Origin of the sequence: Mycobacterium gordonae, assembly GCF_001417955.2 — a bacterium.
Taxonomy (GTDB): Bacteria; Actinomycetota; Actinomycetes; order Mycobacteriales; family Mycobacteriaceae; genus Mycobacterium; species Mycobacterium gordonae_B.
Map to the genome: position 1 here is coordinate 278,225 of NZ_LKTM01000001.1, position 24,256 is coordinate 302,480.

24 protein-coding genes and 1 pseudogene are annotated in these 24,256 nt (G+C 66.6%); 15 read left to right on the top strand and 10 right to left on the bottom strand.

All coding sequences use genetic code 11. The features are described 5' to 3' along the window. The 5 genes and pseudogenes from AO501_RS01325 to AO501_RS01345 form a co-directional block, all read left to right on the top strand. Window positions 1-2,331: a CaiB/BaiF CoA-transferase family protein gene (locus AO501_RS01325; RefSeq protein ID WP_055575962.1), complete on the top strand. Its 2,331-nt coding sequence runs from the start codon at window positions 1-3 to the stop codon at window positions 2,329-2,331. Between the two features lies 1 nt (window position 2,332). Beyond that, complete coding sequence (locus AO501_RS01330) at window positions 2,333-2,659, top strand: hypothetical protein (RefSeq protein WP_055575963.1); 327 nt, start codon at window positions 2,333-2,335, stop codon at window positions 2,657-2,659. 26 nt (window positions 2,660-2,685) lie between these two features. Next, window positions 2,686-3,843, top strand: coding sequence for a thiolase family protein (locus tag AO501_RS01335; protein WP_055575964.1), 1,158 nt, complete (start codon window positions 2,686-2,688; stop codon window positions 3,841-3,843). After that, window positions 3,840-4,256, top strand: coding sequence for a Zn-ribbon domain-containing OB-fold protein (locus AO501_RS01340; RefSeq protein ID WP_055575965.1), 417 nt, complete (start codon window positions 3,840-3,842; stop codon window positions 4,254-4,256). The genes AO501_RS01335 and AO501_RS01340 overlap by 4 nt, the downstream gene beginning before the upstream one ends. After that, a pseudogene (locus AO501_RS01345) lies at window positions 4,253-4,901 on the top strand (hypothetical protein); the annotation flags it as partial. The gene AO501_RS01340 and the pseudogene AO501_RS01345, both read left to right, overlap by 4 nt. A 63-nt stretch (window positions 4,902-4,964) precedes the next feature. Here the strand turns inward: AO501_RS01345 and AO501_RS01350 are convergent. Next, window positions 4,965-5,729: an SDR family NAD(P)-dependent oxidoreductase gene (locus AO501_RS01350; RefSeq protein WP_055575967.1), complete on the bottom strand. Its 765-nt coding sequence runs from the start codon at window positions 5,727-5,729 to the stop codon at window positions 4,965-4,967. A 21-nt stretch (window positions 5,730-5,750) separates the two neighbouring features. Between AO501_RS01350 and AO501_RS01355 the strand changes: the two genes are divergently transcribed. Continuing rightward, window positions 5,751-6,740: a dipeptidase gene (locus AO501_RS01355; protein WP_082658314.1), complete on the top strand. Its 990-nt coding sequence runs from the start codon at window positions 5,751-5,753 to the stop codon at window positions 6,738-6,740. A gap of 14 nt (window positions 6,741-6,754) precedes the next feature. Here AO501_RS01355 and AO501_RS01360 read toward each other — a convergent pair whose 3' ends face one another. Then, window positions 6,755-7,585, bottom strand: coding sequence for an alpha/beta fold hydrolase (locus tag AO501_RS01360; protein ID WP_055575968.1), 831 nt, complete (start codon window positions 7,583-7,585; stop codon window positions 6,755-6,757). Window positions 7,586-7,652: 67 nt separating this feature from the next. On the opposite strand from AO501_RS01360, the gene AO501_RS01365 reads away from it, so the two are divergent. Next, entirely contained in the window at window positions 7,653-8,258 is a 606-nt protein-coding gene (locus AO501_RS01365; protein WP_055575969.1) for a TetR/AcrR family transcriptional regulator, read from the top strand. A 22-nt stretch (window positions 8,259-8,280) separates the two neighbouring features. On the opposite strand, the gene AO501_RS01370 is transcribed toward AO501_RS01365, so the two are convergent. Both AO501_RS01370 and AO501_RS01375 read right to left on the bottom strand, forming a co-directional pair. Continuing rightward, window positions 8,281-8,832: a DUF3558 domain-containing protein gene (locus tag AO501_RS01370; RefSeq protein ID WP_055575970.1), complete on the bottom strand. Its 552-nt coding sequence runs from the start codon at window positions 8,830-8,832 to the stop codon at window positions 8,281-8,283. Beyond that, the gene (locus tag AO501_RS01375; protein ID WP_055576151.1) at window positions 8,829-9,632 is read right to left on the bottom strand and encodes a PaaX family transcriptional regulator C-terminal domain-containing protein; all 804 of its coding nucleotides are present in this window, start codon (window positions 9,630-9,632) and stop codon (window positions 8,829-8,831) included. Before AO501_RS01375 ends, AO501_RS01370 begins: the two co-directional genes overlap by 4 nt. Before the next feature lie 61 nt (window positions 9,633-9,693). On the opposite strand from AO501_RS01375, the gene AO501_RS01380 reads away from it, so the two are divergent. Continuing rightward, on the top strand, window positions 9,694-10,890 hold the full coding sequence (locus AO501_RS01380) for an aromatic ring-hydroxylating oxygenase subunit alpha (protein WP_055575971.1): 1,197 nt from the start codon (window positions 9,694-9,696) through the stop codon (window positions 10,888-10,890). Here AO501_RS01380 and AO501_RS01385 read toward each other — a convergent pair. Continuing rightward, a complete protein-coding gene (locus AO501_RS01385; RefSeq protein ID WP_055576152.1) occupies window positions 10,877-11,692 on the bottom strand; it encodes a polysaccharide deacetylase family protein in 816 nt (271 codons plus the stop codon). The genes AO501_RS01380 and AO501_RS01385 overlap by 14 nt on opposite strands. 173 nt (window positions 11,693-11,865) lie before the next feature. Further along, window positions 11,866-12,687, bottom strand: a complete 822-nt coding sequence (locus tag AO501_RS01390; RefSeq protein ID WP_055575972.1) for a mycofactocin-coupled SDR family oxidoreductase — start codon at window positions 12,685-12,687, stop codon at window positions 11,866-11,868. Between the two features lie 51 nt (window positions 12,688-12,738). Here AO501_RS01390 and AO501_RS01395 point away from each other — a divergent pair, with 51 nt between their 5' ends. Then, window positions 12,739-13,212 carry an SRPBCC family protein gene (locus AO501_RS01395; protein WP_055575973.1) on the top strand — a complete coding sequence of 158 codons (474 nt, stop codon included), beginning with the start codon at window positions 12,739-12,741 and terminating at the stop codon, window positions 13,210-13,212. A 7-nt stretch (window positions 13,213-13,219) separates the two neighbouring features. Here AO501_RS01395 and AO501_RS01400 read toward each other — a convergent pair whose 3' ends face one another. Then, on the bottom strand, window positions 13,220-13,777 hold the full coding sequence (locus tag AO501_RS01400; protein WP_055575974.1) for a pyridoxamine 5'-phosphate oxidase family protein: 558 nt from the start codon (window positions 13,775-13,777) through the stop codon (window positions 13,220-13,222). Window positions 13,778-13,899: 122 nt separating this feature from the next. On the opposite strand from AO501_RS01400, the gene AO501_RS01405 reads away from it, so the two are divergent. After that, window positions 13,900-14,502, top strand: coding sequence for a TetR/AcrR family transcriptional regulator (locus AO501_RS01405; RefSeq protein WP_055576153.1), 603 nt, complete (start codon window positions 13,900-13,902; stop codon window positions 14,500-14,502). Between the two features lie 4 nt (window positions 14,503-14,506). On the opposite strand, the gene AO501_RS01410 is transcribed toward AO501_RS01405, so the two are convergent. From AO501_RS01410 to AO501_RS01420, 3 genes are all read right to left on the bottom strand, one after another. Next, window positions 14,507-15,217, bottom strand: a complete 711-nt coding sequence (locus tag AO501_RS01410) for a cutinase family protein (RefSeq protein ID WP_055575975.1) — start codon at window positions 15,215-15,217, stop codon at window positions 14,507-14,509. Window positions 15,218-15,331: 114 nt separating this feature from the next. Beyond that, window positions 15,332-16,312 carry an LLM class flavin-dependent oxidoreductase gene (locus AO501_RS01415; protein WP_055575976.1) on the bottom strand — a complete coding sequence of 327 codons (981 nt, stop codon included), beginning with the start codon at window positions 16,310-16,312 and terminating at the stop codon, window positions 15,332-15,334. Beyond that, entirely contained in the window at window positions 16,312-16,977 is a 666-nt protein-coding gene (locus AO501_RS01420) for a TetR/AcrR family transcriptional regulator (protein WP_055575977.1), read from the bottom strand. The genes AO501_RS01415 and AO501_RS01420 overlap by 1 nt, the downstream gene beginning before the upstream one ends. A gap of 137 nt (window positions 16,978-17,114) precedes the next feature. Here AO501_RS01420 and AO501_RS01425 point away from each other — a divergent pair, with 137 nt between their 5' ends. From AO501_RS01425 to AO501_RS01445, 5 genes are all read left to right on the top strand, one after another. Then, on the top strand, window positions 17,115-17,726 hold the full coding sequence (locus AO501_RS01425; protein ID WP_055575978.1) for a TetR/AcrR family transcriptional regulator: 612 nt from the start codon (window positions 17,115-17,117) through the stop codon (window positions 17,724-17,726). Window positions 17,727-17,790: 64 nt separating this feature from the next. Continuing rightward, on the top strand, window positions 17,791-19,590 hold the full coding sequence (locus AO501_RS01430) for a flavin-containing monooxygenase (RefSeq protein WP_055575979.1): 1,800 nt from the start codon (window positions 17,791-17,793) through the stop codon (window positions 19,588-19,590). Then, entirely contained in the window at window positions 19,587-21,128 is a 1,542-nt protein-coding gene (locus AO501_RS01435; RefSeq protein WP_055575980.1) for a flavin-containing monooxygenase, read from the top strand. The genes AO501_RS01430 and AO501_RS01435 overlap by 4 nt, the downstream gene beginning before the upstream one ends. A 99-nt stretch (window positions 21,129-21,227) precedes the next feature. Continuing rightward, window positions 21,228-23,066, top strand: coding sequence for a PE family protein (locus AO501_RS01440; protein ID WP_055575981.1), 1,839 nt, complete (start codon window positions 21,228-21,230; stop codon window positions 23,064-23,066). Between the two features lie 129 nt (window positions 23,067-23,195). Next, window positions 23,196-24,248, top strand: a complete 1,053-nt coding sequence (locus AO501_RS01445) for a sulfate ABC transporter substrate-binding protein (protein ID WP_231752295.1) — start codon at window positions 23,196-23,198, stop codon at window positions 24,246-24,248. Window positions 24,249-24,256 lie beyond the last annotated feature (8 nt).

Genomic DNA, 24,256 nt, shown 5'->3' on the forward strand with positions numbered 1-24,256 from the left:
GTGGCGCAGGAACCCCCCTTCACCGGGTGGCGCGTGCTGGAGTTGTCCAACGGCATCGCGGCCTCCTACGCCGGCAAGATGTTCGCCGATGCCGGTGCCGATGTCGTCAAAATTGAGTGTGAACAGGGGGATTCATTGCGCCGGTGGTCGGCCGGTGGTGGACCGCCGGGGGCACTGTTCGGGTACCTGGCCGCGGGCAAGAAATCGGTTCGGGGTGACGATCTGCATGCGTTGTTGCCGTCCGCCGACGTGGTTCTCACTGATCTCACCGACGGACATACCCTGGATAACATTGCCGCGCAAACGGATCCGTCGACGGTGGTCGTCACCGTCACGCCGTTCGGAACGACCGGGCCCTACGTCGACGATCAAGTGCTCGCCAACGAGTTCATCCTGCAGGCACTGTCCGGCTCGACAGCCAGCCGCGGTTGGCCGGGGGACGAGCCCGTGCAGGCCGGTGGGCGGCTGGGCGAGTGGCTGGCCGGCACCTTCGCGGCGGCGGTGGCCGCGGCCGCCGCGCGCCACGCCGCCCGCTGCGGACGCGGCGAGATCATCGACGTCTCGACCTACGAGGCGATGGCAATCGCAATGGGCGGCCTGCCCGCCATGTCGGCCAGCGTCATGGGTGTCGACTCCCAAATGAATTCCCGCAGCCTGGAACTGCCGTCGATCGTGCCGACCGCCGACGGCATGGTCGGCTTCTGCACCATCACCGCGCAACAGTTTCAGGACTTCCTGGTACTCATCGAGCGTGCAGACCTCCTGGACGACGCCGAATTGGCTTCCATCGAGGGGCGCATCGCGCGCCGTGACGAGTTCCTGGGGATGGTCACCCAGTGGACCGAAGGTCGCACCAACCAGGAGATCGTCGACCTCGCAACGGGATTCCGCATCCCGGTGGCGCCGATCGGCACCCCGGCGGCGCTGGCCGCCGTCGATCACTTCGTCCAACGGGGAGTCTTCGTCGAGTCCGAACTCGGCGTGCTGCAACCACGCGTGCCGTACCGTGCTGACGCATTCAGCACCAGGCCTGCGGGCCGGCCACCGGAACTCGGCGAACACAGCGGCAGCATCGACTGGCCGCCCCGTCCCGAAAGCGCCGGCCGGGCCGATCCCGCAACACTTCCGTTGTCAGACATCCGGGTTGCCGACTTCACGGCTTTCTGGGCCGGACCATTCGCCACCCAGTTTCTCGGCGCGCTGGGGGCCGACGTAATCAAAGTGGAGGGTGTACGCCGGCCCGACGGCATGCGGTTCTCCGCGGGCCGGCCACCCAGTTGGGACCAGTGGTGGGAATGGGGCCCGGTTTTCCTGTGCAGCAACAACAACAAGCGTGACGTCAGCATCGAACTCGGAACCGGAACCGGGCGCGCGGTGGCGCTGAAACTCATCGCCGCGAGCGATCTTGTCATCGAGAACTTCTCGCCTCGGGTGATGGAGAACTTCGACCTGCAATGGGATGCCGTCAGCACCGTGAACCCCCGCGCCGTCATGGTGCGGATGCCGGCATTCGGGCTGGACGGGCCCTGGCGCGACCGGGTGGGCTTCGCTCAGACCATGGAGCAGGCGACGGGCATGGCGTGGATCACCGGCCACGCCGATGGGCCGCCGGTGATTCCGCGCGGTGTGTGTGACCCGATCGCGGGTCTGCATGCCGCCTTCGCCGCAGTGGCGGCGCTGGTGGTCCGTGACCGCGACGGGGTCGGCGTGCACGTGGAATCCACCATGGTGGAGGCGGCGCTGAATGTGGCCGCCGAGATGCTCGTCGAACACTCGCGCAACGGAATCGAACTGTGCCGGCAGGGAAATCGCGGCCCGGGTGCCAGCCCGCAGGGCGTGTACCGCTGCCAGGGCGACGACGAGTGGGTGGCGCTGGCTGCGATCGACGATGCCGGCCGTGTGGCACTGGCGGATCTGCTCGATCGGCCGGAACTGGGTTCCGACGAGATCAGCTGGCGGGATCGGGCCGACGAGATCGACAAACAGATAACCACCTGGGCGGCACAACGCACGGTGCCCGACGCCGTCCGACTCCTGCGTTCGGTCGGCGTCGCCGCGGCGCCGGTCCGGGCACCGGCCGGCCTGCTGACCGATCCGCACCTGCTCGACCGTGGATTCTGGGAACGTGTAGACCATCCGGTGGTGGGCTCGTTTCTGTGTACCGGCATGCCGTTCACGTTCCTCGGCAGACCACGGCGCTGGATCCAGCGCGGCGCCCCGCGGTACGGCGAGCACACCAGCGACGTGTTGTCCGAGTTGGGTTACAGCCGAGTAGAACTCGCCGAGCTGACCGATTCGAAGATCACCGCGGCACGGCCGGCGGGCCTGTGACATGGCGGTGACACTGTGTGTGCCGCCGCGGCCCGGCGAGTTGTGCCAACCGGTCCGTTTCCTGCTGCGCCAGGATTCGGTGGTCATGGAACTGACAGCGCGGCACCGCATCACCGGTGTGGAGTGGGACGAACACGAACACGCGGTCGCCATGGTCGTCGAGATCACCGATCCGCAGACCGCGCGGCCGGTCGATGTGCGGATCGACGTCATGGAGGGTGCCGCGCCGCCGGACAACAGGTCCCGGTTGATCGGGCGGATCGTGCGGGATGGGCACGAATATGACGTGATGGGAACCTATCTGGGTGTGGTGGCAGACGAGAACTGAATGGCGCCGCAGAGAATGGAGTTGATGTGAGGCAGCAGCGCACCGCGGCGATCGTCGGGGTGTACAACACCGTCCAGGGACGGCGACTGGACGGCGAAACCTCGCGCGGCCTGGCCGTCAAGGCCGTCAACGGCGCACTCGACGATGCGGGCCTGCGTCTGCAGGACGTGGACGGCGTCAGCGCGGGTCCACTGTCGACCGCATTGATCTACGACCTGCGCGTTGGGCCGGCCTGGCAGGGAATGGGTTTCGGTGTCGGCATGATCACCGAGGCCGCCACCGCAATCGAGCACGGGATGGCTGATGTGGTGGTGCTCGTCGCCGCCCAGGCAGGCGAGTACCGCGACCATGAAGCTACCGCGCCGTGGACGCGGCCGGAGAACGAATTCGTAGCGCCCTGGGGGATGTTCACCACCGCGGAGTTCGCCCTCATCGCCCGACGGCACATGCATGTCTACGGCACCACGCGTGAGCAGCTGTCGATGGTGGCCGCGACCATCCGCAACAACGGGTCGAACAATCCGGAAGCCGTTTACTACCAGCGCGGTCCATTCACCCCGAGTGACATCACGGCATCTCGACTGATAGCCGACCCGTTTCATCTGCTTGACTGCGCCACCACATCCGAGGGCGGCTGCGCGTTAGTGGTCGCGAACCTGAACGCGGTCGAGACGTCCGGTCGGCCGATTTACATTCTGGGCAGCGGCGCCGATTTTCACGGCCCGTCGTACCAACACCCGCCTGCCTGGGATCTCGCGGGGCGTCGGGGCGATCACGTCAACGGCGTGGTGGGCCGAAACGCGGCTGACCGCGCATTCGCACACGCCGGAATCCGGCGCGAGGACGTGGACGTGCTCGAACTCTACGATCCGTTCTCATTCGAGATCATCCGCCAGTTGGAGGCGTTCCGGTTCTGCGGTGACGGTGAGGGCGGACCGTTTGTCGCCGACGGTCACATCGCCATCGGCGGTAGCCATCCGATCACCACCGACGGAGGGACAATGTCTTTCAGCCATGCCGGAGCCAACCCGCAGATGATGCAGCGCGCCGTTCGCGCGGTGCAACAGTTGCGCGGTGACGCCGGGACCCTGCAAGTGCCCGGTGCACGAATCGCGCTGTGCAGCAACGGCGGAGCGGGCGCACTGTTCACCACGGTGCTGCTGCTGGGGGACGAGCCCCGATGAGCCTGTTGCAACCTCAGACCGGATCAGTTCCGCACGCCAGCAGCCCGGTCAGCGCGCCGTTCTGGGAGGGCTGCCGCTCGCATGAACTGCGCTACCAGCACTGCGCCGAGTGCAGCGCTGCCAATTTCCCGCCGACAGAGCACTGCCGTCAATGCCTTTCACCGTCGCTGGAGTGGACGCGGAGCAACGGAACGGGCGAAATTTACAGCTGGACCGTCGTGCACCGTCCGGTGACCGCCGATTTCGACCCGCCCTACGCACCGGCGATCGTGACACTGGACGAGGGTTACCAGATGCTGACCAACATCGTCGGCATCGCAGCTGAGGCTCTGGTGATCGGCATGCGGGTACGGGTCGAGTTTCATTCCGTCGGGCCAGATTTGACGCTTCCGTATTTCACCGGTTCACCATGAGTCCGCGGCGCACCGTTGACGGGCTTCCGGTGACGGCATACCTGGTGCTGGGCGTGCTGGCGGTCACCGATGAACAGCTCACCGCAGGCGAAATCAAAACGCGCGCAGAGCTTTCTGTCGGACACTTCTACTGGTCGCCGTCGGTGAGTCACGTGCGGCGCGAACTGGGCCGGCTGCTGGGCCGCGGGATGGTCAACGAGATCGACGCGCGGTCCGGTAAGCGGACCGTCACGCTGTACGAGACCACCGACTCCGGGCTCGAGGCGTTGCGTGCCTGGGTGCAGCACTTTCCCGGTGAGGATCAGGTCGTCATCAAACACCCCGTGATTCTGCGGACCTGGCTGGCCCGCGGCGAGGACCCGGAGCGGGTGCTCGACACCTTGGAGCGGCACCTCGAGGCAACTCGGCGTCGACTGGACGAGGCATTGTGGTCGCGACGGCGATCCCGCGAGGTCGGCATCCTCGACGATCCCGAACAGCGTTACTCTTTCGCGGTCCTGGACTACGCCATCCGCGGCCTCTACGCGGAGATCTCCAACATCGAACAGCTGCGAGACGAGATCGCCGCGGGCACAACGCGAGACCCCGCCGAGCGGGTGCGACGGCCCAAGGGGCAGATCCGGCGCCGCACCACGTGGGCCGAGCAGACGTAAAATCGCCCATTTCGGAACGAAATTGGGCGATTTCACGTCTGCTCGCGCAGGGAAATCAGCCACCGACCATGATCAGGCCGCCGTCCACCGCGAGCAGTTGTCCGGTGATGAAGCCGGAGCCGGGTCCGGCCAGGAACACCAGCACCGGTCCGAGGTCGCGTGCCGGATCACCGAGTGCGCCGCCGAGCGGAATCCTCGTCTTGAGCTGCTCGTCGATCAACGGCGCGGCGTCCGGCCCGAGAAACTCCCGGAACCGGTTGGATCCCGGTGTCTGCACTGCCGGCGCCAGTGCGTTGACGGTGATCTTGTCATGGGCCCAGGCTTGCGCCGCCGACCGCGTCCAGGCCTGCACCGCGCCCTTGGTCGCGGCGTAGACGGCCGAGACCGGGCTGCCCATCACGGCTTCCGACGACCCGAAGTTGATGATCCGGCCGCCCTTGGGTTGCTGGTCCTTCATGACCGCATAGGCGGCCTGGTTGGTCAGGATCGTCGCTTTCACGTTGGTGTCCAACAGGAACGAAATCTCCTCGGCGCCGATGTAACCCGGGATCCCGGGCTGCCACAGCCCCGCCGCGTTCACCAGGACGTCGAGCCCACCGAGCACCTCGGCGGCCCTGCCAACCACGGACGACACGGCGTCCGCGTCGCGCGCATCGCACTGCAGCCAGGTCGCGGTGAGGTCGTCGGGAGGCGGCGTCCGGTGGTAGGTGGCGGCGATCCGAGCGCCGGCCGCGCTCAGCGCGGCGACCGCCGCGGCACCGATACCCGTCGCGGCACCCGTCACGAGAATGCGTCTGCCCTGCAGGGCTGTGTCCGACATGGTGAAACGCTAGCTGTCGAGATGGCCGGGCCGCACACGGGTGCGGCAGTATCGGTATCCATGATCCTGTGGGACCAGCACACCTGCCTGCCGTTGCAGGCCGACGCGGAAGTCGGCCCGCTGACCCGCTACCGGCGCCGCGGTGGCGCCTTCGTCTCGGTCAACGCGGGATACTCACCGCACAGCTTCGCTGACACCACGGCGCTGTTGCGTCACTTCCGGAGTGCGGTGGCCGCTCACCCGGACCTGGAGCTGGCAGGCACGGCCGACGAGGTGAGCAGCATTGCGGGCGAAGGCCGCATCGCCGTGGTCTTCGACCTGGAAGACTCGCGTCCCCTCGACGACGATCTGGACAACCTGGCCGTGCTGGCCGCGTTCGGGGTGCGAACCCTGTTGCCCACCTACAACCATGCCAACCGCGCAGGCAGCGGATGCCTGGATGCGGTCGACGGCGGCCTCACCGGCTGGGGGCGTTCGATCGTCGCCGAGATGAACCGGGTGGGTATTGTCCCGGACGGGTCGCACTGCAGCCCGCGTACCGGGTTGGACATGTGTGAGATATCCACGGGCCCGGTCATTTACAGCCACTCGTGCATGAGGGCGGTCTGGGATCATCCACGCAATATCAGCGACCGACAGGCGCTGGCCTGCGCGGCCACCGGAGGAGTCATCGGCATCACCGGCGTCGGTATCTTCCTGGGCCCCAACACCCCCACTCTGGAAGCGATGACACGACATCTCGAGTACGCGGTCGACCTGGTCGGAATCGACCATGTGGGTATCAGCAGCGATTTCTCGTTCGACTACGACGATTTCGTCGCGGAGGTCGCCCGCAACCCGCACCTGTTCGACGACAACTACACCCGGTGGGGGACGATCCAGTGGATGCCGCCGGAGACACTGTTGACACTCGCTGAGCATCTCGATGAGCGTGGCTGGGGCGCCGCGGACATCGCCGGCGTCCTCGGCGGTAACTTCCTACGTGTCGCGCAGCGCGCCTGGGCCGCTTGATATCTGGGGCGAACCTAGGCGCGCACCGCGACGGATGACAACAGATCGGCAAGGTGGCCGGGTTGGTCCACCATCGAGAAGGTGCGCGCGCCCTCGATGACCTCGAACCGGGCGTTCGGAATGGTGGCCGCGAGCCGGCGACCGTCTTCGAGTTCGAAGAAGACGTCATCACCGGACCACGCGATGAGCGTCGGCAGGTCGATTTCGGGAAGGCGGGCAGCAACCCCGGTGGTGACCTCGGTGCGCAGCGACAGCGAGAACTGGCGCAGATCCTCCGCGACCGCCGGATCGGACAATGCCGGCTGCACCCAGATCTGGGTCAGCGCGTCAATGTCATTGTGCGCCAGACCTTCATAAGCCCGCTTGCGTGCGACCGGCGCCCGCATGGCCTGCATTGCGGCCCGGAACACCTTCTTCGACTTGGCCGCGAGGATGACCGGCTTGAGGATCGGCGGCGGGAAGTGCTCGAAGGCATCGCAACTGGTCAGCACCAATGCGCCGAGTCGCTCCGGGCGGTGCACCGCGACAAGTTGGGTCACCACTCCACCAGTGTCGTTGCCGACCAGCACCACGTCTGTGAGATCAAGCGCGCCAAGGAAATCGGCGACGATGCCGGCTACGCCGGTGATGCTCCGGTCGGCCCCCGGGCGCAGCGGCTCGGGATGGGCACCGAGCGGAAAGGTGGGGGCGATACACCGCAGGCCACACTCGGCGAGCCGTTCGCTGACTGGGCGCCACAACTGGCCGCCCATCATGTATCCGTGCACGAACACCACGGGCCTGCCGGTTTCGGGTCCGGTTGCTTCGTAATGGATGGTTCCGGCGCTAATGTCGATCGTCGGCATGGACGGCTCCTAGCAGAGAGTGGGATTTACAAACAGTCTGTCTGTTCGTAAGTTACCAACAGGTTGTATGGAAATCAAGAGACGCACCCAGGAGGAGCGCTCCGCGGCAACCCGCGAGGCGCTGATCTCGGCTGCGCGAAGGCTTTGGGGCCTGCGTGGCTATGCCGAAGTCGGTACTCCGGAGATCGCCACCGAGGCCGGTGTCACCCGCGGCGCGATGTATCACCAATTCTCGGACAAGGCAACGCTATTCCGCGATGTGGTGGAAGCCGTCGAGCTGGACGTGATGACCCGGATGGCCAACCTGGTGGCTTCGTCGGGAGCCACCACCCCGGCTGACATGATCCGGGCCTCGGTGGATGCCTGGCTCGAGGTGTCCGGCGATCCGGAGGTGCGGCAGTTGATCCTGCTGGATGCGCCGGCCGTGCTGGGCTGGGCCGCCTTTCGGGACGTCGCGCAGCGCTACAGCCTCGGTATGACCGAGCAGTTGATCACCGAGGCGATCAAAGCGGGTCAACTGGCGAGACTGCCGGTGCGCCCGCTGGCGACGGTGCTGATCGGTGCCCTCGACGAGGCGGCCATGGCGATCGCGACCGCCGACGACCAGCAGGGGGCCCGCGATGAGATCCGCCAGGTGCTGCACCGGCTCATCGACGGGATGCTCGAGGGGTGACAGTCTGGACGAGATCGGCCGGTCACTTCACCCTGGCGATGGTCTGACGCGCCAGTTCGGTGGCGATGTCGCACGGATTGGGAAAGGGTTTCCTGACGAATTGTATTGACCATTCGAAGAAGTCGTCCTGGTACTGGATCGAGACGTCGCAGAGCCGGGTGCCGAGCCGGTCGGTCGCGACGGCGATGTAACCGCCGTGGCCGTCGATGGTGATGTCGTCGACCTTGGTGCGGCTCAGGTCCTCGTTCTTTCGTTCACGGCCGATGGGGCTGCCGCGAAACCAGCTGAACGAGAACCATGGCCCGGAGATGCTGCCGTTCACCAGCCACTGACATCCGACGGCGTTGCGGGCCGTAACCACCAGCCCCGCCACGCCGGTCAGCTGTGCCAGGGTCTGGTCGCTGACGCCGCCACACTCGGGGAAGAACGGACCGTGGGTGGCCTGTTTCGGGGTGGTTGCGGCCGACGAGGACGCGTGCCCACCGGGCTCGCGTGAACCGCCGGCGCACGCGGCCAACAGGGGCAGGAGGGCCACCAGGGCCGGCACCAGTAGGCGGTCCCGGAACGTGCTCATCCCTCGAACACCCTGTTCATCCGCTTCTTGAAGGAATCGTCGAATTGGCGGTAGGTGGCGCGCAGCGCGTTGCCCGGCCAGTGGTCTTCCACCAGCTCGGCGGGCAGCAGGGGGTCCAGTTGAAGGTGGCGGACCACCGCGATCGACAACGCGAACTCGTAGGTGAGGTTCTCGGGCGAACCTTCGTGCCTGTTGCGCTCAAGGGCGGTCTCCATCGCGTCGATGAGTGCCCGGGCATCGTCGGCCCAGCCGTCGAGGGCGAACAGCGATCGCATCCTGTCGGCAGTGATGTCGGTGGCCGCGCCGTGAAAGTGCGTGCACTGGCGGTCCAGCACGGCGCGTGACGCGGAAAGCCGTTGCGGGTCCAGGTTGTCCGGCCGGATCCAGACGCCTTCGCGGAAGTCCGCCAGATGCAGTGCCGTCGCCGCCTTGCGTAGTTCCAGGCGGTCCGCCGCGGTGCGGCGCTCCACCGAGACAATGGCAAGTTCCCAGGTGCCGTCCCATTGCCTGACATCGTCGATGCGATAGGCCTCATCGACCCGCTGGCGGCGGTCGGCCAACCGCCCCGCCAGGGCGTAGCTGCCGTCGTCCCCGCTGAGTTCGCCGTTGGACACCATCCGCCACAGGCAGGTGCGGGCGGCGCCGTCGCTGATGCCGAAGAGGGACGCGAACGCGACGAGATTCGACACCGGAAGCCGGGCCTCGTCGGAGCCCAACAAGGCCGATGCGAGCACCGAGCGTGCGCTGAGCGGTCGGTCGCCGATCAGTTCGCGCACACGAGATCCGGACGCGGCGGGCATCCGTCCATCTTCCCCGATCCCGTCCGGTATCACTGATTCATTGACGTGTGACAATAAGACTGTGATACTAGCGGGCGTGGCCTCCCCGACGAAGCCGTTGGTCGCCGACGACATCGAGATCGTTCGGCGGGTGCTCTCCCATATCGACGCAGGCACCACCGACGAAGGTCCCGCCTGGCGCGAGCCGGTCGAAAACTATTTGGACCCATCCCGATTCGGGCGCGAGATGCGGCTGCTGCGGACCATGCCGAGCGTCTTCGTGCCGTCGGCAGCGCTGCCCAACCCGGGTGACCACGTGGCACGAACGGCGTTCGGGGTGCCCCTGTTCGCGGTGCGCGGACGCGATCGGCGCGTGCGGGTTTTCCGCAATGCGTGCCGGCACCGAGGGTTCGCTCTGGTCGAAGGCCCCGGTTGTGCACACGCGCTGGTGTGTCGCTACCACGGCTGGACGTACCGGCTGGACGGGTCGCTTGCTCACGTACCGCACCAGGAGGCATTCCCCGATCTCGATATGCCGGCCCGGGGGTTGGTTGAGGTCGCCAGCCATGAGGTGGACGGCCTGGTCGTCATCGAGGCGCTGGATCCCGCTTTGAAACCGCACGACGACGCCCTGGCGTGGCTGACCGACGGAACTCCCTGGCGCGACAAGTTGCTGCCGGCCCGGCGACTGGTGTACGTCGACAGCACGGTGCGGCCGATGAACTGGAAGGTCCTCGTCGAACAGTTCCTGGAGGGCTATCACCTCCGCTCGACCCACAAGGACACCTTCTTTCCGCTGCAGTACGACGACCTCAATGTGGTCGAGATGTTCGGCCCGAATTGCCGTCTGACGTTCCCGTACCGCAACATCGGGCGGCTGCGCGACCGTCCGGAGAGCACCTGGACGACGGAAGCGCGGGTGACTTACCTGTATCAGCTCTTCCCCAACGTGATGCTGGCGACGTTCCCGGGGCTGATGCTGATGATCGTGGTCGACCCGGTGGATATCGGTCACAGCACGGTCACCATCTACTCGATGGCCCGGCCCGAGCTGGCCGAGCGCGCGAATAATGCTGCCGGACAGTACAACCCGGCGGCCGCCGGCACGCTGGTCGCGCGCGGCTCGGTGGAGGACAACGAGATGTCCGAAGGTGTTCAGCGCGGGTTAAGCTCTGGCGCAAACGATTTCGTCGAGTTCGGCCGGCACGAGAGTGCGGCGGGCCACTTCCATGCCGTCCTTGACGAGCGCCTGCGCGCGGCGGCCGCTACGGAGTCTTGAGGAAGACGTCGTTGAAGGTGACCGTGCGAAGGTTGCGGGCGCGGATGATATCGACCAGTTGCGGGTAGACGTGGGTGACGGGCAAATGGTTCAGGTGCCCGATCACGATGGACTGCGGCGTGAAGTACTGGTCGGCCATCTTCACGATGTATTCCTCGGTGATCAACGTCGAATCCGACAGCGATCCCGACCACAGGACCGGCACGCTGTATCCGAGGTCGGCGGCCACCGCGTCGACAGCCGCGTTGTGCTTTGCATACGGTGGGCGCCAATAGGGCTTGGCGCCAACGCCGTACGTCTTTTTCAGGAACTCGTCGTTGCGCGTGAGCTGCTTTGCGATATCACCCTTGGACAGGGTGGTCAGGTCGGGATGCGACCAGGTGTGGTTGCCGAGCTCGATCTGCCCGGATTCGACCAACGGCCGGAGCAGCGCCAGGTTGTCGGTCCACGAGTCGTAGGTTCCGTTGACGAAGTAGGTCAATCGGATACCAGTGTCCTTCGCGAACTGCGTGTAGGCGCGCACCACCTCGCTGTTCGTCCCGTCGTCGACGGTGAGCGCCAGCAGGTCACCACTTCCGGGCAGCTGGCTCAGCACACCCCCGCCGGGCAGCCGCACGCGTGCGCTCGGGGGTGGCGGCGGCAACAGGCCCGCGACGGTCGGACCGGCGGGTGGCGCGTCCGCCGCGGCGACAGCGGGCGTCTGGGCGAACGTGCGCGGCTGGGGGTCGACCATGCAGCGGGCCAGGCCCACGCCGGCAACGGTGGAGACGGCGAGGGACCCAAGGAAACGGCGGCGGCTCAGCTCTGACATTCTGCAATCGATCTCCGGGTGTGCCGGGACCGGTGCAAGCCCCCGTCCGGGCTGCACAACAGGTTCACCAGCAACGACACCACAGCAGCGAACCGTACCATGACCAGCGCGGATATACCCTGCGCAGCGCCGCAGCAGCGACTAACTGTTGTGCCGATCACAAATCAGCAGTAGCCGATCCCGATGTCGACCGAGAGCTGGGTGCCGGTCACGAACCTGGACTGATCCGAAGCCAGCCACGCGACCGCATCCGCGATGTCCTCGGGCTGGGCGATGCCTTCGGGCAGCAACGGCTTGTGCATGTCACGCAGCTGCGGGTTGGTGTCGGCGGCCGACTGCATGGCCTCCCGCATCCGGCCGGTCCCCATCGGTGTCGCGACCGCTCCCGGGTTCAGGCTGTTGACGCGAATGTTGTGCCGGCCGAGCTCGGCGGCGAACCCGCGGGCCATGCCCACGACGGCGTGCTTGCTGGCGGTGTAGTGGATCATGAACGACTGCATCCGGATCCCGGCGGCCGACCCGATCAGGATGATGGACCCGCCGCGGCCACCATCGATGATGTGATGAGCGCCGGCCATCACGGTGTTCCACGTCCCGATCACGTTCGTGTCGATGGTGTCGCGGAATGCCTGGGCGGTGATCTGATCCCAGGCCGCGGGATTGCAGATACCCGCGTTGGCGACGATCACATCGAGCCGGCCGAATTCGGCGACCCCACGGTCGACGGCGATCTTGAGGGTGTCCAGGTCGCGCACGTCGACCGCGGCCGTCACGGCTCGCCGGCCGTTGGCGTGCACCAGCCGGGCGGTCTCGGCGAGGTCGTCGGGCGTCGGTGAGTCGTAGGGGACGCTGGTGGGCAGCGGCCCGGCGAGGTCGAGCGCGATGATGTCGGCGCCATCCGCGCTGAGCCGCACCGCGTGCGCCCGGCCCTGTCCGCGTGCCGCGCCGGTGATCACCACGACGCGTCCCTTCAGCGGACTGTTCATAGCTCTCCTCGCGTCGTGGAACTGTCCTGCCCCCGACGATAGGCTGACAGAATGACCGTCGTTGTCGTCGACCGGGGACCCCGCAGGATCAGTCGCAGGGTCGAGGTCGCCGCGCCGGTGGCCGAGTTGTTCGCAATGGCCGCCGATCCGCGGCGGCACACTGAATTGGACGGGTCGGGCACGGTGCAGGCCAACGTCAAGGCCCCGGCCCAGCTCTCCGAGGGCGCGAAGTTCTCGACCGACATGAAGATGTTCGGTTTGCCCTACCGCATCACCAGCACGGTGACCGCCTTCAAGCCCGATGAGCTGATCGAGTGGCGGCACCCGCTCGGTCACCGATGGCGGTGGGAATTCGAAGCCGTCTCACCGACCGTCACCCGCGTCACCGAGACCTTCGACTACCACGACGCCGGGACGCTCAAGAAGAAGCTGAAGTACTACGAGCGGATGGGTTTCGCGAAGGCGAACGCCCGCGGTATCGAGGCGACACTGGCCAAGCTGCGCGACCGCTACGCGACGGCTTGAGGGCCGCTCACACCGCGGGGTCGGCGGCGTCCCACGGCACCACGCCGGAAACCCAGTGCGACAGCTGTTCGACCTCGTCGTTGCGGTGCAGATGCCGGGGCGGCGTGGCGAACGTCGAGTAAGGGCGGCAACGGATCACCACGCGATTCTCCCGGTCACACATCGCCTCGATCGACGGGCGCGCCTCTGCTCCGAGTGGCTGGCCCGACATCCGTCCGGCCACTGCCATCATCACGTCCACCGCCAGGTCGCGGTCGTCGTCCAGCGTTGCGTCCGTGTAGACCTGTAGGTAAGTGAAGGGCCAGCGCTCGTCCAGCACGCAGAGACTGATCTTGTTGTCCCGCTCGATGATTCGGGCCTTGCCGCGGCCGGCCATCGTGGAAACCAGCAACTCGCCGTCGTCGGTGGGGATGTAGTAGACGACCGACATCGCCGGGCCGTCGTTGCGGCGGCGGTAGCCGAATATCGCGGTGCGGTGGGTGCGGACGAATTCGCGGCGCTCGGAGGGAAGCATGTCGCGGTCGGTGGGAGCCGTGAACGGCTCCGCGGCAAGGGGGAGAAGCATGCTGAAACGTCCTTCATGGCAGGGGCGTTGACCCGCGGCTTAATTATGGATACAGTGTCTCCATAAATATCGGCGATGTCAACAGGGGCGTGGGCCGGCCGCGCGGGCGTCCGGCGCTTCCGCTGGACCGGATCGTGGGCACTGCCCTGGAACTCGTCGACGAGGAAGGTGCGGAGGCGCTGTCCATGAGATCGCTCGCGCAGCGTCTGGGCTCGGGCACCGCAACGCTCTACCGTCACTTCGCGAATCGCGCCGAATTGGTGGCCATGGTGGTTGACCGGATGCTCGGCGAGGTAGCGATTGCGAGCGAGCCGGTACTGTCATGGGACGAGGCGTGTATCTCGTTCGCGCACAACATGTTCGAAGCGCTCGGGCGGCATAGCAACGCCGCCAGGTTGCTGGCCGGTCATATTCCGATGGGGCCGAACGCGATGGCGCAGCGGGAGTTCGTGCTGAACGTCCTACTGAACGGCGGGTTCTCCGCGGAAGCGGCCGCACGCACCTACGCCACCCTGTCACGGTTCATTCTGGGCTTCGCCATGCAGGTTTCGGCGTCGGAGGTCACGGAACCCAATGACGAGTCGGCGACGGTGATGTTCGGCCGCCTCGACGCCGACAGTTACCCGGCAACCGTGGCGGTCGCCGGGCACCTGCCGGTGCCGTTGGCCGATGAGTTCGACTTCGGGCTGCGACTCATCGTCGACGGGTTGGCGCGCCTCGCCTGACTTGTCAGTTGCCGAAGCCGGACGGAACCGGCGCCGGAGCGCCGCCGCCGAGGCGAGCCGCGGCGAAGGCCGCGCCCTGCTCGATCGACGCCCCGTCGTCGGCGTAAGAGTTGTGCGCGGCGAAGTTCAAACCCTGCGAGCACACCGGGTCTTCGGGGGCGCAGATCTTCAGCGTCTTCGCCTGATACAGCGGACCGATCGCCACCTGCGGCTGACCCAGGAATTCCATCGCGCGCACGTTAGGCGTCCCGAACAGCACCACCGAGGAGACGTGGTCGGCCACAGCAGGATCGAGCGGTTTGGGCACGGTCGCGGGGTCGACGCCGTCCGGAACCTTGGCGGAGGTGACGAAGCCCATGACCGCGGCCCCCTGCGAGAAGCCGGAGAGCACCATCTTGGTCTTGGGGCAGGCGGCGGCCATCGAGTTCACGTGAGCGCCGGCGTCCCTGATGCCGTCGACTCCGCTGGCCCACTCCTCGCTGGCGGGGTAGTTGACCGAATACACGCCCATCGACTGCGCGCCGATGCGCGGCCGCAGGGCGTCGACGAAAGCCTGACCCGTGGCGCCGAGGCCCTCTTCGCCGGTACCCCTGGCGTACACCACCTCGACGTCGGGGCATGGCTCAGCCGATGCGGAGGGGGCGGGGGAAGCCAGGATCGAGGCACTGAAACCCGCAGCCACGGCTGCGGCGGAACCGAGGATACGCGTGATCATGCCGCTTATTTTGCCCGCCGATGCGTTATCCAAACCACTGCGAACGTATTATCACTGTGAATTTTCACAGGCAGGGTTCACGCAAGTTTTCCGTGGTGTACGGCGAAACCGCCTTCACACGTACGGGAGAACCTCGTCGACCAACCGGTGCAAGCCGGCCCAGCCGTCATCGATCGGAAGACCGCCGATCAACGGGTTGATCACGATGTCTTTACGGCCGCAGCGGATCTGCGCGAGCAACTGGTCCGGAGTCAGTATCTCGACGTTGTCGAGATGACGCAGGTCTTCGACCGACGCCGCGGGCCTCTCGTTCGGCCGGGGGACCCCGTCCCGTTTCCAGCCCGAGTACTCGGCTGCCTCGTTCATGATGAATCCGCCGTAGCGCGACCAGGCCTCGTCCGGGTCGGGATGCAGCAGGGTGACCGTGCTGCCCTTCTCCGGGTAGTAGGCGAAGCCGGTCTTGCCGTGCTTGCGTAACTCGTCGTTGTACACGGCGACCAGGTCCGGCATCGCCATCGGCGGCGAGAACGGCAACCCGAAACGTGCCGCGCGGCGGGCCGCCGCGACGGACATCCCGCCGACGAAGAAGAAGGGGTGTGGACGGGTGTGCGGCTTGGGCGTGACATTGATGACCGTGCCGCCGTACTCGAAGGATTCGTCGCCCCATGCCTGCAGCAGCACCGAGAGGCAGTGGTCCATCAGGGCGCCGCGCTGTGACCAGTCCTTGCCGACGGCGTGGTATTCATCTGGGCGGTAACCCATTCCGGCCACGAAGCTGAACCGGCCCTGAGCCAGGTTGTCCAGCACGGCGATGTCCTCGGCGAGCCTGATCGGATCGTAGAGCGGAACGATCAGCGCATTGATGCTGATCCGGACGCGGCGGGTGCGTCCCGCCAGTGCGGCGGCCAGCAGCAACGGCGACGGCAGCCAACCCGTGGCGGCCAGGTGGTGTTCCTCGCCGCTGACGGCCGTGAACCCGTTCTTGTCGGCGAACTCCGCCATCTCCAGCGCAGCCCGATAGCGGTCGCCGTGACGCGCCGCCGGATCGGCGATGTTGGTCATGTTCAGCCGCAGCGCGGTGAGCAGTTCCGCCATCACTGACCGGTTTTCGGGCGCGCGAACAACGTTCCTCTGATCATTCGCTTGGCAACACCGAGGGTGGCGTCGTACGCCTCCGGTGTGTCCAGGGCTGCCGGTTCCGTCAGGCCGCGCGTCAGCGCGCAGATGGCGTCGATCGCTGCCGCGGCGTTGGTGGCAGGAGACAACGCACCCTGGCGGTCTGCGTTTTCGACGATCTCCGTCACGACGTCGCGCAGCGCCTTGGAGCCGGGGTATGGGGGCGCCCCCAGCCTCGACTGTGTGGTGCCGCCCGAGCGCACGGCGCGCAGAAAGGCGGCCAGGTGCGGGAAGTCGCGCACCAGTCGCTTCGACTCGTCCAGCACCGCATCGAGTTGATCGGCGACGTCCTCGGAGCGCTGCACGGCGCCACGCAGCCGGGGCGCGACGATGTTCTCGATCTCCTGACCGGTCGCACGCAGCAGTTCGGACTTGTTCGGAAAGTAGTGATAGAGGCTGCCGCTGGTCATGTCAGCGGCCCGGGCGATCTCGCGGATCGTCGTCTGCGAGTAGCCGACCTCTGCCACGCACCGCATGGCTGCGGTGATGATGCGGCGCCGGGTCTGCTCGCCGTCGGCGCCTACCGGGCGGCCCAGCTGAGTTCCCGGTGGGGACGAATCGGACAGGGAAGAACTGACAGTCACGCCGCTTTGCCCCCATGGAGAAGACGCTCAAAACGCCCGGTCGCGAGAACTAATTGATCGGTCGAATATATTCGACCACGTCGACATCGGCCCCGCCTCACCAGGTGGACAGCCCACGAGTAAGGACACCGCTGGACATGGCCCGATCGCAGCTGGGCCGCCCCGTCGGGGCAAGCGGCGAGGAGACTCGCCGGCGGATCATCGGGGCGACGATGCGCTGCGTGGCGCAGGTCGGCTGCCAACGCGCCACCATCCGCGAGATCGCCCGGATGGCCGACGTCACGAGCGCCAGCCTCTACAACTACTTCCCCAACAAAGCGGAACTGCTCAAGGCGACGATCGCGGACAGGGCCGAGACCGCCCTGCCGAGATTGCGCAAGGCGGCCGACGGTCCGGGGCACGCCGTCGATCGAATCGAGGCCGTGCTCGACGAATGCGGGGCGCTGATGCGCGAGTATCCCGACCTGGCGGCGTTCGAGTGGGCGATCCGGGCCGAACACCTCGTCAGGGTCGGAGGGGAAGCCCGGTTCGAGGCTTTCCGCGGGATCATCGAAGGCCTGGTGGACGAGGCCCACCGAAACGGCGAGCTCGGTGACCATCCTGATTTGCACGCCACTGGGGAAGCGATCTACGCGCTCATCTACGGCTTGACCGAGCTGGCCGCGGCGCTGCCGCCCGACGAGTACCACGCTGCGCTGGACGCTGCCAAAGTAATGGTCAGAGGCGAACTCTTCGCTCCGGGAAGCTAGCATCTTCTGATGCGATCAAGCGATCGATTATCGGGACTGGCTCGCTGAGAGTGGGGTCGAGGGTTTGACCGGAACTGTCGGGCGCACATTCGACGTGGAAGCGCTGCGCCAGAAGTATGCGCAGGAGCGTAACCGGCGACTGCGTCCTGACGGGATCGCTCAGTATGTGGAGATCGCGGGGGAGTTCGCCCGGTTTGCGGCCGACCCGTGGGCGGACGACGACTTCACCCGTGAGCCGGTCACCGACGAGGTGGACGTGGCGATTGTCGGGGCCGGGTTCGGCGGGTTGCTGACCGGTGTGCGGCTACGCCAACTCGGGGTCGAGAGCATCCGGCTCATCGATCGCGCGGCTGACGTCGGCGGCACCTGGTACTGGAACCGCTATCCGGGGATCGCGTGCGACGTCGAGTCCTACGTCTACATCCCACTGCTGGAAGAGCTGGGTTACGTCCCGGAGCAGAAGTATGCGAAGGGGTCGGAGATCTTCGGGCACTGCCGGCGAATCGCCGAACACTACGATCTCTACCGGGATGCCTGCCTGCAGACCGACGTGCATGAAATCCGTTGGGATGCCGACATTTCCCGCTGGGTAATCAGGACGAACCACGGCGACGAGATGCGGGCGAAGTTCGTCTCGATGGCCAACGGGTACCAGGCCAAGCCCAAGTTGCCCGGCATCCCGGGCATCAACGACTTCCGCGGCCACATGTTTCACACCAGCCGATGGGACTACGCGTACACCGGTGATCAACTGGAGAATCTCTCGGACAAGCGGGTCGGCATCATCGGAACCGGGGCCACCGCGGTGCAGTGTGTGCCTCACCTCGGGGCGGCGGCACAGCGGCTGTACGTGTTCCAGCGCACCCCGTCGTCCGTGGACGTGCGCGCCAACGGTCCAACGGATCCGCTGTGGGCCAACACCTTACAGCCCGGGTGGCAGCGCGAACGGATCGAGAATTTCCAGATACTCACCTCCGGGGGGCAGGCGGACCAGGATCTGGTCGCCGATGCCTGGACGAGCATCACTCGCAAGCTGCCGGTGATGCGCCACGACACCGATGCGACCGTCAGTCCCGAGCAACGCACCCGGGATATCGAGGTCGCGGACTTCGCGAAGATGGAGGAGATCCGGGCACGTGTCGATGAGATCGTGCTCGATCCCGCGACGGCCGAAGCTCTCAAGCCGTGGTACGGCTACTTCTGTAAGCGGCCGTGTTTCCATGACGACTACCTGCAGACCTTCAACCGTGAGAATGTCACGCTGGTGGACACCCGTGGACGGGGCGTCCAACAGATCACCGAGGCCGGTGTAGTGGTCGACGGGGTGACCTATGAGCTTGACTGTCTGATCTTCGCAACGGGTTTCGAAGTGGGCACCGATTACTCCCGGCGCACCGGCTTCGAGCTGATCGGCCGTGACGGCGTGACCTTGACGCAGCGGTGGAGCGACGGGGTGCGCACCTTCCAGGGCCTGTGCGCCAACGGTTTTCCCAACTGCTTCATCGAAAGTATCGCCCAGGCCGGATTGACCGTCAATTTCCCCTATCTGCTGGACGTCCAGGCCACCCATGCCGCCTGGATCATCGCCTGGGCTCTGCAGCACGGGGTGAGTGAAGTCGAGGCGTCGGCCGCGGCGGAAGCCTCCTGGGTCGAGACGGTGGTGCAGCGGGCGGCGGCCACCGCGGAGCGGGCCAGGACCTGCACACCCGGTTACTACAACCGGGAAGGCAAGGCGGACGCGAAGACCCGTCAAGGCAGTTTCTTCTTCGGTGGCCCTACCGAATACGCCGACCTGCTGGCCGCATGGCGGGCCGATGGGGACCTGTCGGGCTTCGACATTCGCCCTACCCGGGACCTTCCGTGAGGTATGTCCTCGGTCGAATCAGGGCGGCCGGGCGCCGCCGGCCTTCCCCGAAGGTGGCGATCATCGGGGCCGGGTTCGGCGGCCTGGGCGCCGCGGTTGCGCTGCGTCGCGCCGGTATCGATGACCTGGTGATCATCGAAGCCGCCGACGGCGTCGGCGGGACCTGGCGGCGCAACTCCTACCCGGGCGCGGCCTGTGACATCCAGAGCCACCTCTATTCATTTTCATTCGCGCCCAACAAGTCCTGGAGCCGAACCTACGCCCGGCAGCCCGAGATACTGGCCTATCTCGAGTCGGTGGCCGACGATTTCGACCTCCGGCGCCACCTCATGCTCAACACCGCGCTGCGGTCTGCCCGCTGGGACGACGGAGCCGGACGGTGGAACTTGCAGCTGGACCGTCAAGGCAGCGATCGGGATCTCGCCGTCGACGTCGTCGTCTGTGCCGCCGGTCTTTTCGGATCCGTGCGACTTCCAGAGATTGCCGGCCTGACCGAATTCGGTGGCGCCCTCATGCACACCGCGCAGTGGGATCACGACGTCGACCTGACCGGCAAGCGGGTGGCGGTGATCGGAACCGGCGCCAGCGGCGTGCAGGTCATCCCCGAGCTGGCGAGGATCGCCGGGCACCTCACGGTTTTCCAGCGGACACCGCCCTGGATGGTGCCCAAAGAGGACCGGCCATACAGCGCAACGGAATTGGCGCAGTTTCGGCGGAACCCGCTGGCCGCGCGCCGGAAGCGTTGGGAGATCTGGAAATTCCAGCACGACAACACCGCGACCATGGCCGACGACCCGATCGTCGCCGCGCGATCGCAATTCGCGACATCGTTTCTGGAACGCACCGTGCCCGATGAGCAGTTGCGCCGCGATCTGACGCCGGACTATCCGTTCCGCTGCAAACGCGTGTTGTTGGGTGACGATTTCTACCGGGCGCTGCAACGGCACAACGTCACTCTGGTCACCGATCCCGTCGAGCGGTTGACGAAGACCTCGGTGGTCACGGCGTCGGGGGCCACGGTCGATGTGGACGCCGTCGTGCTCGCCACCGGATTCGAAACGTCGCACTACCTGTCAGGCATCGATGTGGTGGGTGCAGGGGGACAGAACCTGCACCAACGGTGGGGCGCCGACCCGACCGCCTATCTGGGCGTAGCGGTGCCGGGGTTCCCGAACTTCTTCATGCTCTACGGGCCCAACACCAACCAGGGCGGCAATTCGATCGTCTACATCCTCGAGGCGGGAGCGAGACTGGTGGCCAGTGCGGTGTCCCGGATCGCCCGTCGCGGAGGATTCCTCCAGGTGCGTCCCGAGGCCGAGCAGCGCTACAACGACCGGCTCTCGGCGGACTTGGAACGCTCCATCTGGACGCAGTGCGACAGCTACTTCCGCTCACCCAGCGGTCGCGTCGTGACCCAGTGGCCGTACACCGAGTTGGAATACGCACGCCGTACCTGGCGGGTCCGGCCCGGCGACTGGGTGCACGCCCAAGCCGCTTCGCCGAAAATTGCCGCAGGGCGACTGCCGAATCGACCCTAAACTATCAACTGATTGATTATTCGCCGAAAATGCTCCACCACCTTCGGCGACGTGCATACGATCAATTGATTGATTATGCAACCGGCGGGAAGGTCGAGGATGTCGTACGTGCTGGCAATCCCTGAGTTGTTGTCGTCGGCGGCGACGGAGTTGGCGGGTCTCGGCTCGACGCTGATTGCCGCCAATGCCGCGGCGGCCCTGCCGACAAGCTCGCTCCTGGCCGCGGGGCAAGACGAGGTGTCGGCGGCCATCGCCGCGTTGTTCGCCGGTCACGCCCGCGAGTATCAGGCCGTCAACGGCCAGGTCGAGGCGTTTCACCAGCAGTTTGTGCGGATGCTGACGTCCGGCGCGGCCTCGTACGCCGCCGCCGAGGTGGCCAACGCCAACCCGTTCGAGCAGGCGCTCGAGCTGATCAACGCGCCGTCCAGGACGCTGACCGGCCGCCCGCTGATCGGCAACGGCGCGGACGGACTGGCCGGCACGGGTCAGGACGGTGGCGCCGGAGGACTGTTGTACGGAAATGGCGGCAAAGGTGGATCGGGAGCGGCCGGCCGCGCCGGCGGTAACGGCGGCAGCGCCGGACTGATCGGTAACGGCGGCGCGGGGGGTCAGGGTGGTGCCGGGGTCGATGCCACCAGGGCGGCGCCGGCGGGCGGCCGGGGCGGCAATGGCGGGTTGCTGGCCGGCAACGGTGGTGCCGGCGGAGCGGGCGGCGCCGGCGTGATCGGTGGCGCCGGTGGTGCCGGCGGACACGCCGGACTGGTCGGCGACGGCGGCGCCGGGGGAACCGGCGGGTCCGGTCAAACGCCGGGTACGGGTGGGTCGGGAGGCTCCCGCGGGCAACTCGCTGGCCACGATGGTGCGCAGGGGGCGACAGGAACGAAGCTCAGCGCCCCGGGCAACCCCGGTACGCCGACTGATCCGGGTACGCCGACTGATCCGGGTACCCCGACTGATCCGGGTACGCCGACTGATCCGGGTACGCCGACCGATCCGGGTACGCCGACTGATCCGGGTACCCCGACCGATCCGGGTAACCCGACGGACCCGGGTAATCCGTCCAACCCATCTGGCCAGAACGCCGTGGACGCGGCCCGCGACGGCAAGATCAGCTCCTCCAACGGCGGGACCATCACCGACGGCAACCTCAAGGAGATCTCCGGCATCGACGCCGGCATCAACAATCCCGATGTCTACTGGGTGCACAACGATTCCGGAGACAGCGCCCGGATCTTCGCCGTGGATGCCAAGACCGGTCAGACCCTGGCCACCTACAAACTCAGTGGCGCAACGGCCAGCGACTGGGAGGACATCGAGGTTGCCAGGGGCGCTGACGGGAAGTCGTACATCTACGTCGGGGACATCGGCGACAACGGCCTGTCGCGCAGCAACGTCACGGTCTACCGGGTCCCCGAGCCGATCGTCACCGGCACCGCCGCCAATCCCACGAACGGCTCCCTGTCCGGAGTCGAACAGCTTCGGCTGCAGTATCCGGGCGGCGAGAAAATCAACTCCGAGGCGCTGGCGGTCGACCCGAACACGCACAACCTCGTGGTCATCGAGAAGACCAGCGGCAGCGTCTCCCGGGTGTTCTCCACCCCGGACAGCGGGTGGACCAGCGCGGGCAGCAGCGCCACCCCGGCGCAGTGGAATCAGGTTGCCACCCTTGACATGTCGAACTCCGGGTCGAAACTCGTCACCAGCGCCGACTTCTCGCCGGACGGCTCGCAACTGGCGGTGCGCACATATCGCGATGTCCTGCTCTGGGATCGTGCCCCGGACACGAGTGCCTGGTCGCCGTTCAGTCAGCAGCCGGTCGACGGGCCGGTGGTCAGCGAAACCCAGGGCGAAGCGATCGCCTTCCACCCCGACGGCCAGGGCTACGTGACTGTCAGCGAGGGAACCGGCCAGACGTTGCACGAGTACACCGTTCGCTGATGAAAGCCGTGATCGGCGGCGGTCTGGCCTGCGCGGCTTTATCTTCTGCCTGATTCTCACCGCTGCCGCGAACCGGCCGGATCGTTAGCATCGACGAATTGCCCGTCGACCGTACGAGTGGGGATCGTTGTGAGTGGCCGTCTGCGTTGGCTTGGTCGGGTGCCCTGGCTCAACGTCCTCGGCGTTACGGCAATCGTATTCGCGGCAACCGCGATCGTGGTGAAGAACCTGCCCGAGGACCGGTCGAACCAGATCCTCAACGTCTCATATGACCCGACACGTGAGTTGTACGCGGCGATCGACCACGCCTTCACCGCCCAGTACGGAAACAAGTTGGTTATCAAGCAGTCTCACGGCGGTTCGGGCCGGCAGGCGCGCAGCGTGGTGGACGGGTCCCAGCGGGCCGACGTGGTGTCGCTGGCGCTGATCAGTGACATCGACATCTTGGCCAGGCGCGGACTGCTGCCGTCCGACTGGCGGCAACGGCTGCCCAACAACTCCGTCCCGTACACCTCGACGATCGTGTTCCTGGTCCGCAAGGGCAACCCCAAGGGCATTCGCGACTGGCCCGACCTGGTGAACCGTGATGTCGCCATCGTGTCGCCGAACCCGCGCACGTCGGGTAATGGTCAGCTCAGCGTGCTGGCCGCCTGGGGTTCGGTCATCACGCGCGGCGGCAGCCCTGAACAGGCCGGCAGCTATGTGCGGGCACTGCTTCAGCATGTCGCGGTGGCCGATGCCGGGGCCCGAGGGGCCGGGGTCAGCTTCGCCGTCCAGCGGATCGGTGATGTGCAATTGACCTGGGAGAACGAGGCGCTGCGCGAAGTCGCCGCCAATAAGGACGAACTCGAGATCGTCTACCCGCCGGTGAGCATTTTGGCCGAGCCCGCGGTGGCATGGGTGGACGCGAACCTCACCGATCCCAAGGCGGCGACGTATGCGAAGGACTACCTGCGTTACCTGTTCACCGATGCCGCACAGGAAGTGATTGCTCAGTACGGCTACCGGCCGTTCCGCCCGGATGTCCTCGCGCGGCATGCCGACCGGCTCCCTGCACTGACGTTGTTCCCCGTCACCGCCGTCGCTCGGGATTGGACCGACGCCCGGGAGAAGTTCTTCGGCGACAACGGAATTCTGGACACCCTGACGGCGCCCCCGGTCCTCGCGGCGCCGGCGACGTAGAGGCAGGC

Bases quoted from the DNA above. Each gene is read 5' to 3' on its own strand.
- AO501_RS01440 (WP_055575981.1), top strand. From the start codon at position 21,228: ATGTCGTACGTGCTGGCAATCCCTGAGTTGTTGTCGTCGGCGGCGACG.
- AO501_RS01410 (WP_055575975.1), bottom strand. From the start codon at position 15,217: ATGATCACGCGTATCCTCGGTTCCGCCGCAGCCGTGGCTGCGGGTTTC.
- AO501_RS01355 (WP_082658314.1), top strand. From the start codon at position 5,751: ATGGCCGGGCCGCACACGGGTGCGGCAGTATCGGTATCCATGATCCTG.
- AO501_RS01425 (WP_055575978.1), top strand. From the start codon at position 17,115: ATGGCCCGATCGCAGCTGGGCCGCCCCGTCGGGGCAAGCGGCGAGGAG.
- AO501_RS01370 (WP_055575970.1), bottom strand. From the start codon at position 8,832: ATGAGCACGTTCCGGGACCGCCTACTGGTGCCGGCCCTGGTGGCCCTC.
- AO501_RS01360 (WP_055575968.1), bottom strand. From the start codon at position 7,585: ATGCCGACGATCGACATTAGCGCCGGAACCATCCATTACGAAGCAACC.
- AO501_RS01415 (WP_055575976.1), bottom strand. From the start codon at position 16,312: ATGGCGGAACTGCTCACCGCGCTGCGGCTGAACATGACCAACATCGCC.
- AO501_RS01350 (WP_055575967.1), bottom strand. From the start codon at position 5,729: ATGTCGGACACAGCCCTGCAGGGCAGACGCATTCTCGTGACGGGTGCC.
- AO501_RS01340 (WP_055575965.1), top strand. From the start codon at position 3,840: ATGAGCCTGTTGCAACCTCAGACCGGATCAGTTCCGCACGCCAGCAGC.
- AO501_RS01375 (WP_055576151.1), bottom strand. From the start codon at position 9,632: ATGCCCGCCGCGTCCGGATCTCGTGTGCGCGAACTGATCGGCGACCGA.
- AO501_RS01400 (WP_055575974.1), bottom strand. From the start codon at position 13,777: ATGCTTCTCCCCCTTGCCGCGGAGCCGTTCACGGCTCCCACCGACCGC.
- AO501_RS01390 (WP_055575972.1), bottom strand. From the start codon at position 12,687: ATGAACAGTCCGCTGAAGGGACGCGTCGTGGTGATCACCGGCGCGGCA.
- AO501_RS01330 (WP_055575963.1), top strand. From the start codon at position 2,333: ATGGCGGTGACACTGTGTGTGCCGCCGCGGCCCGGCGAGTTGTGCCAA.
- AO501_RS01365 (WP_055575969.1), top strand. From the start codon at position 7,653: ATGGAAATCAAGAGACGCACCCAGGAGGAGCGCTCCGCGGCAACCCGC.
- AO501_RS01395 (WP_055575973.1), top strand. From the start codon at position 12,739: ATGACCGTCGTTGTCGTCGACCGGGGACCCCGCAGGATCAGTCGCAGG.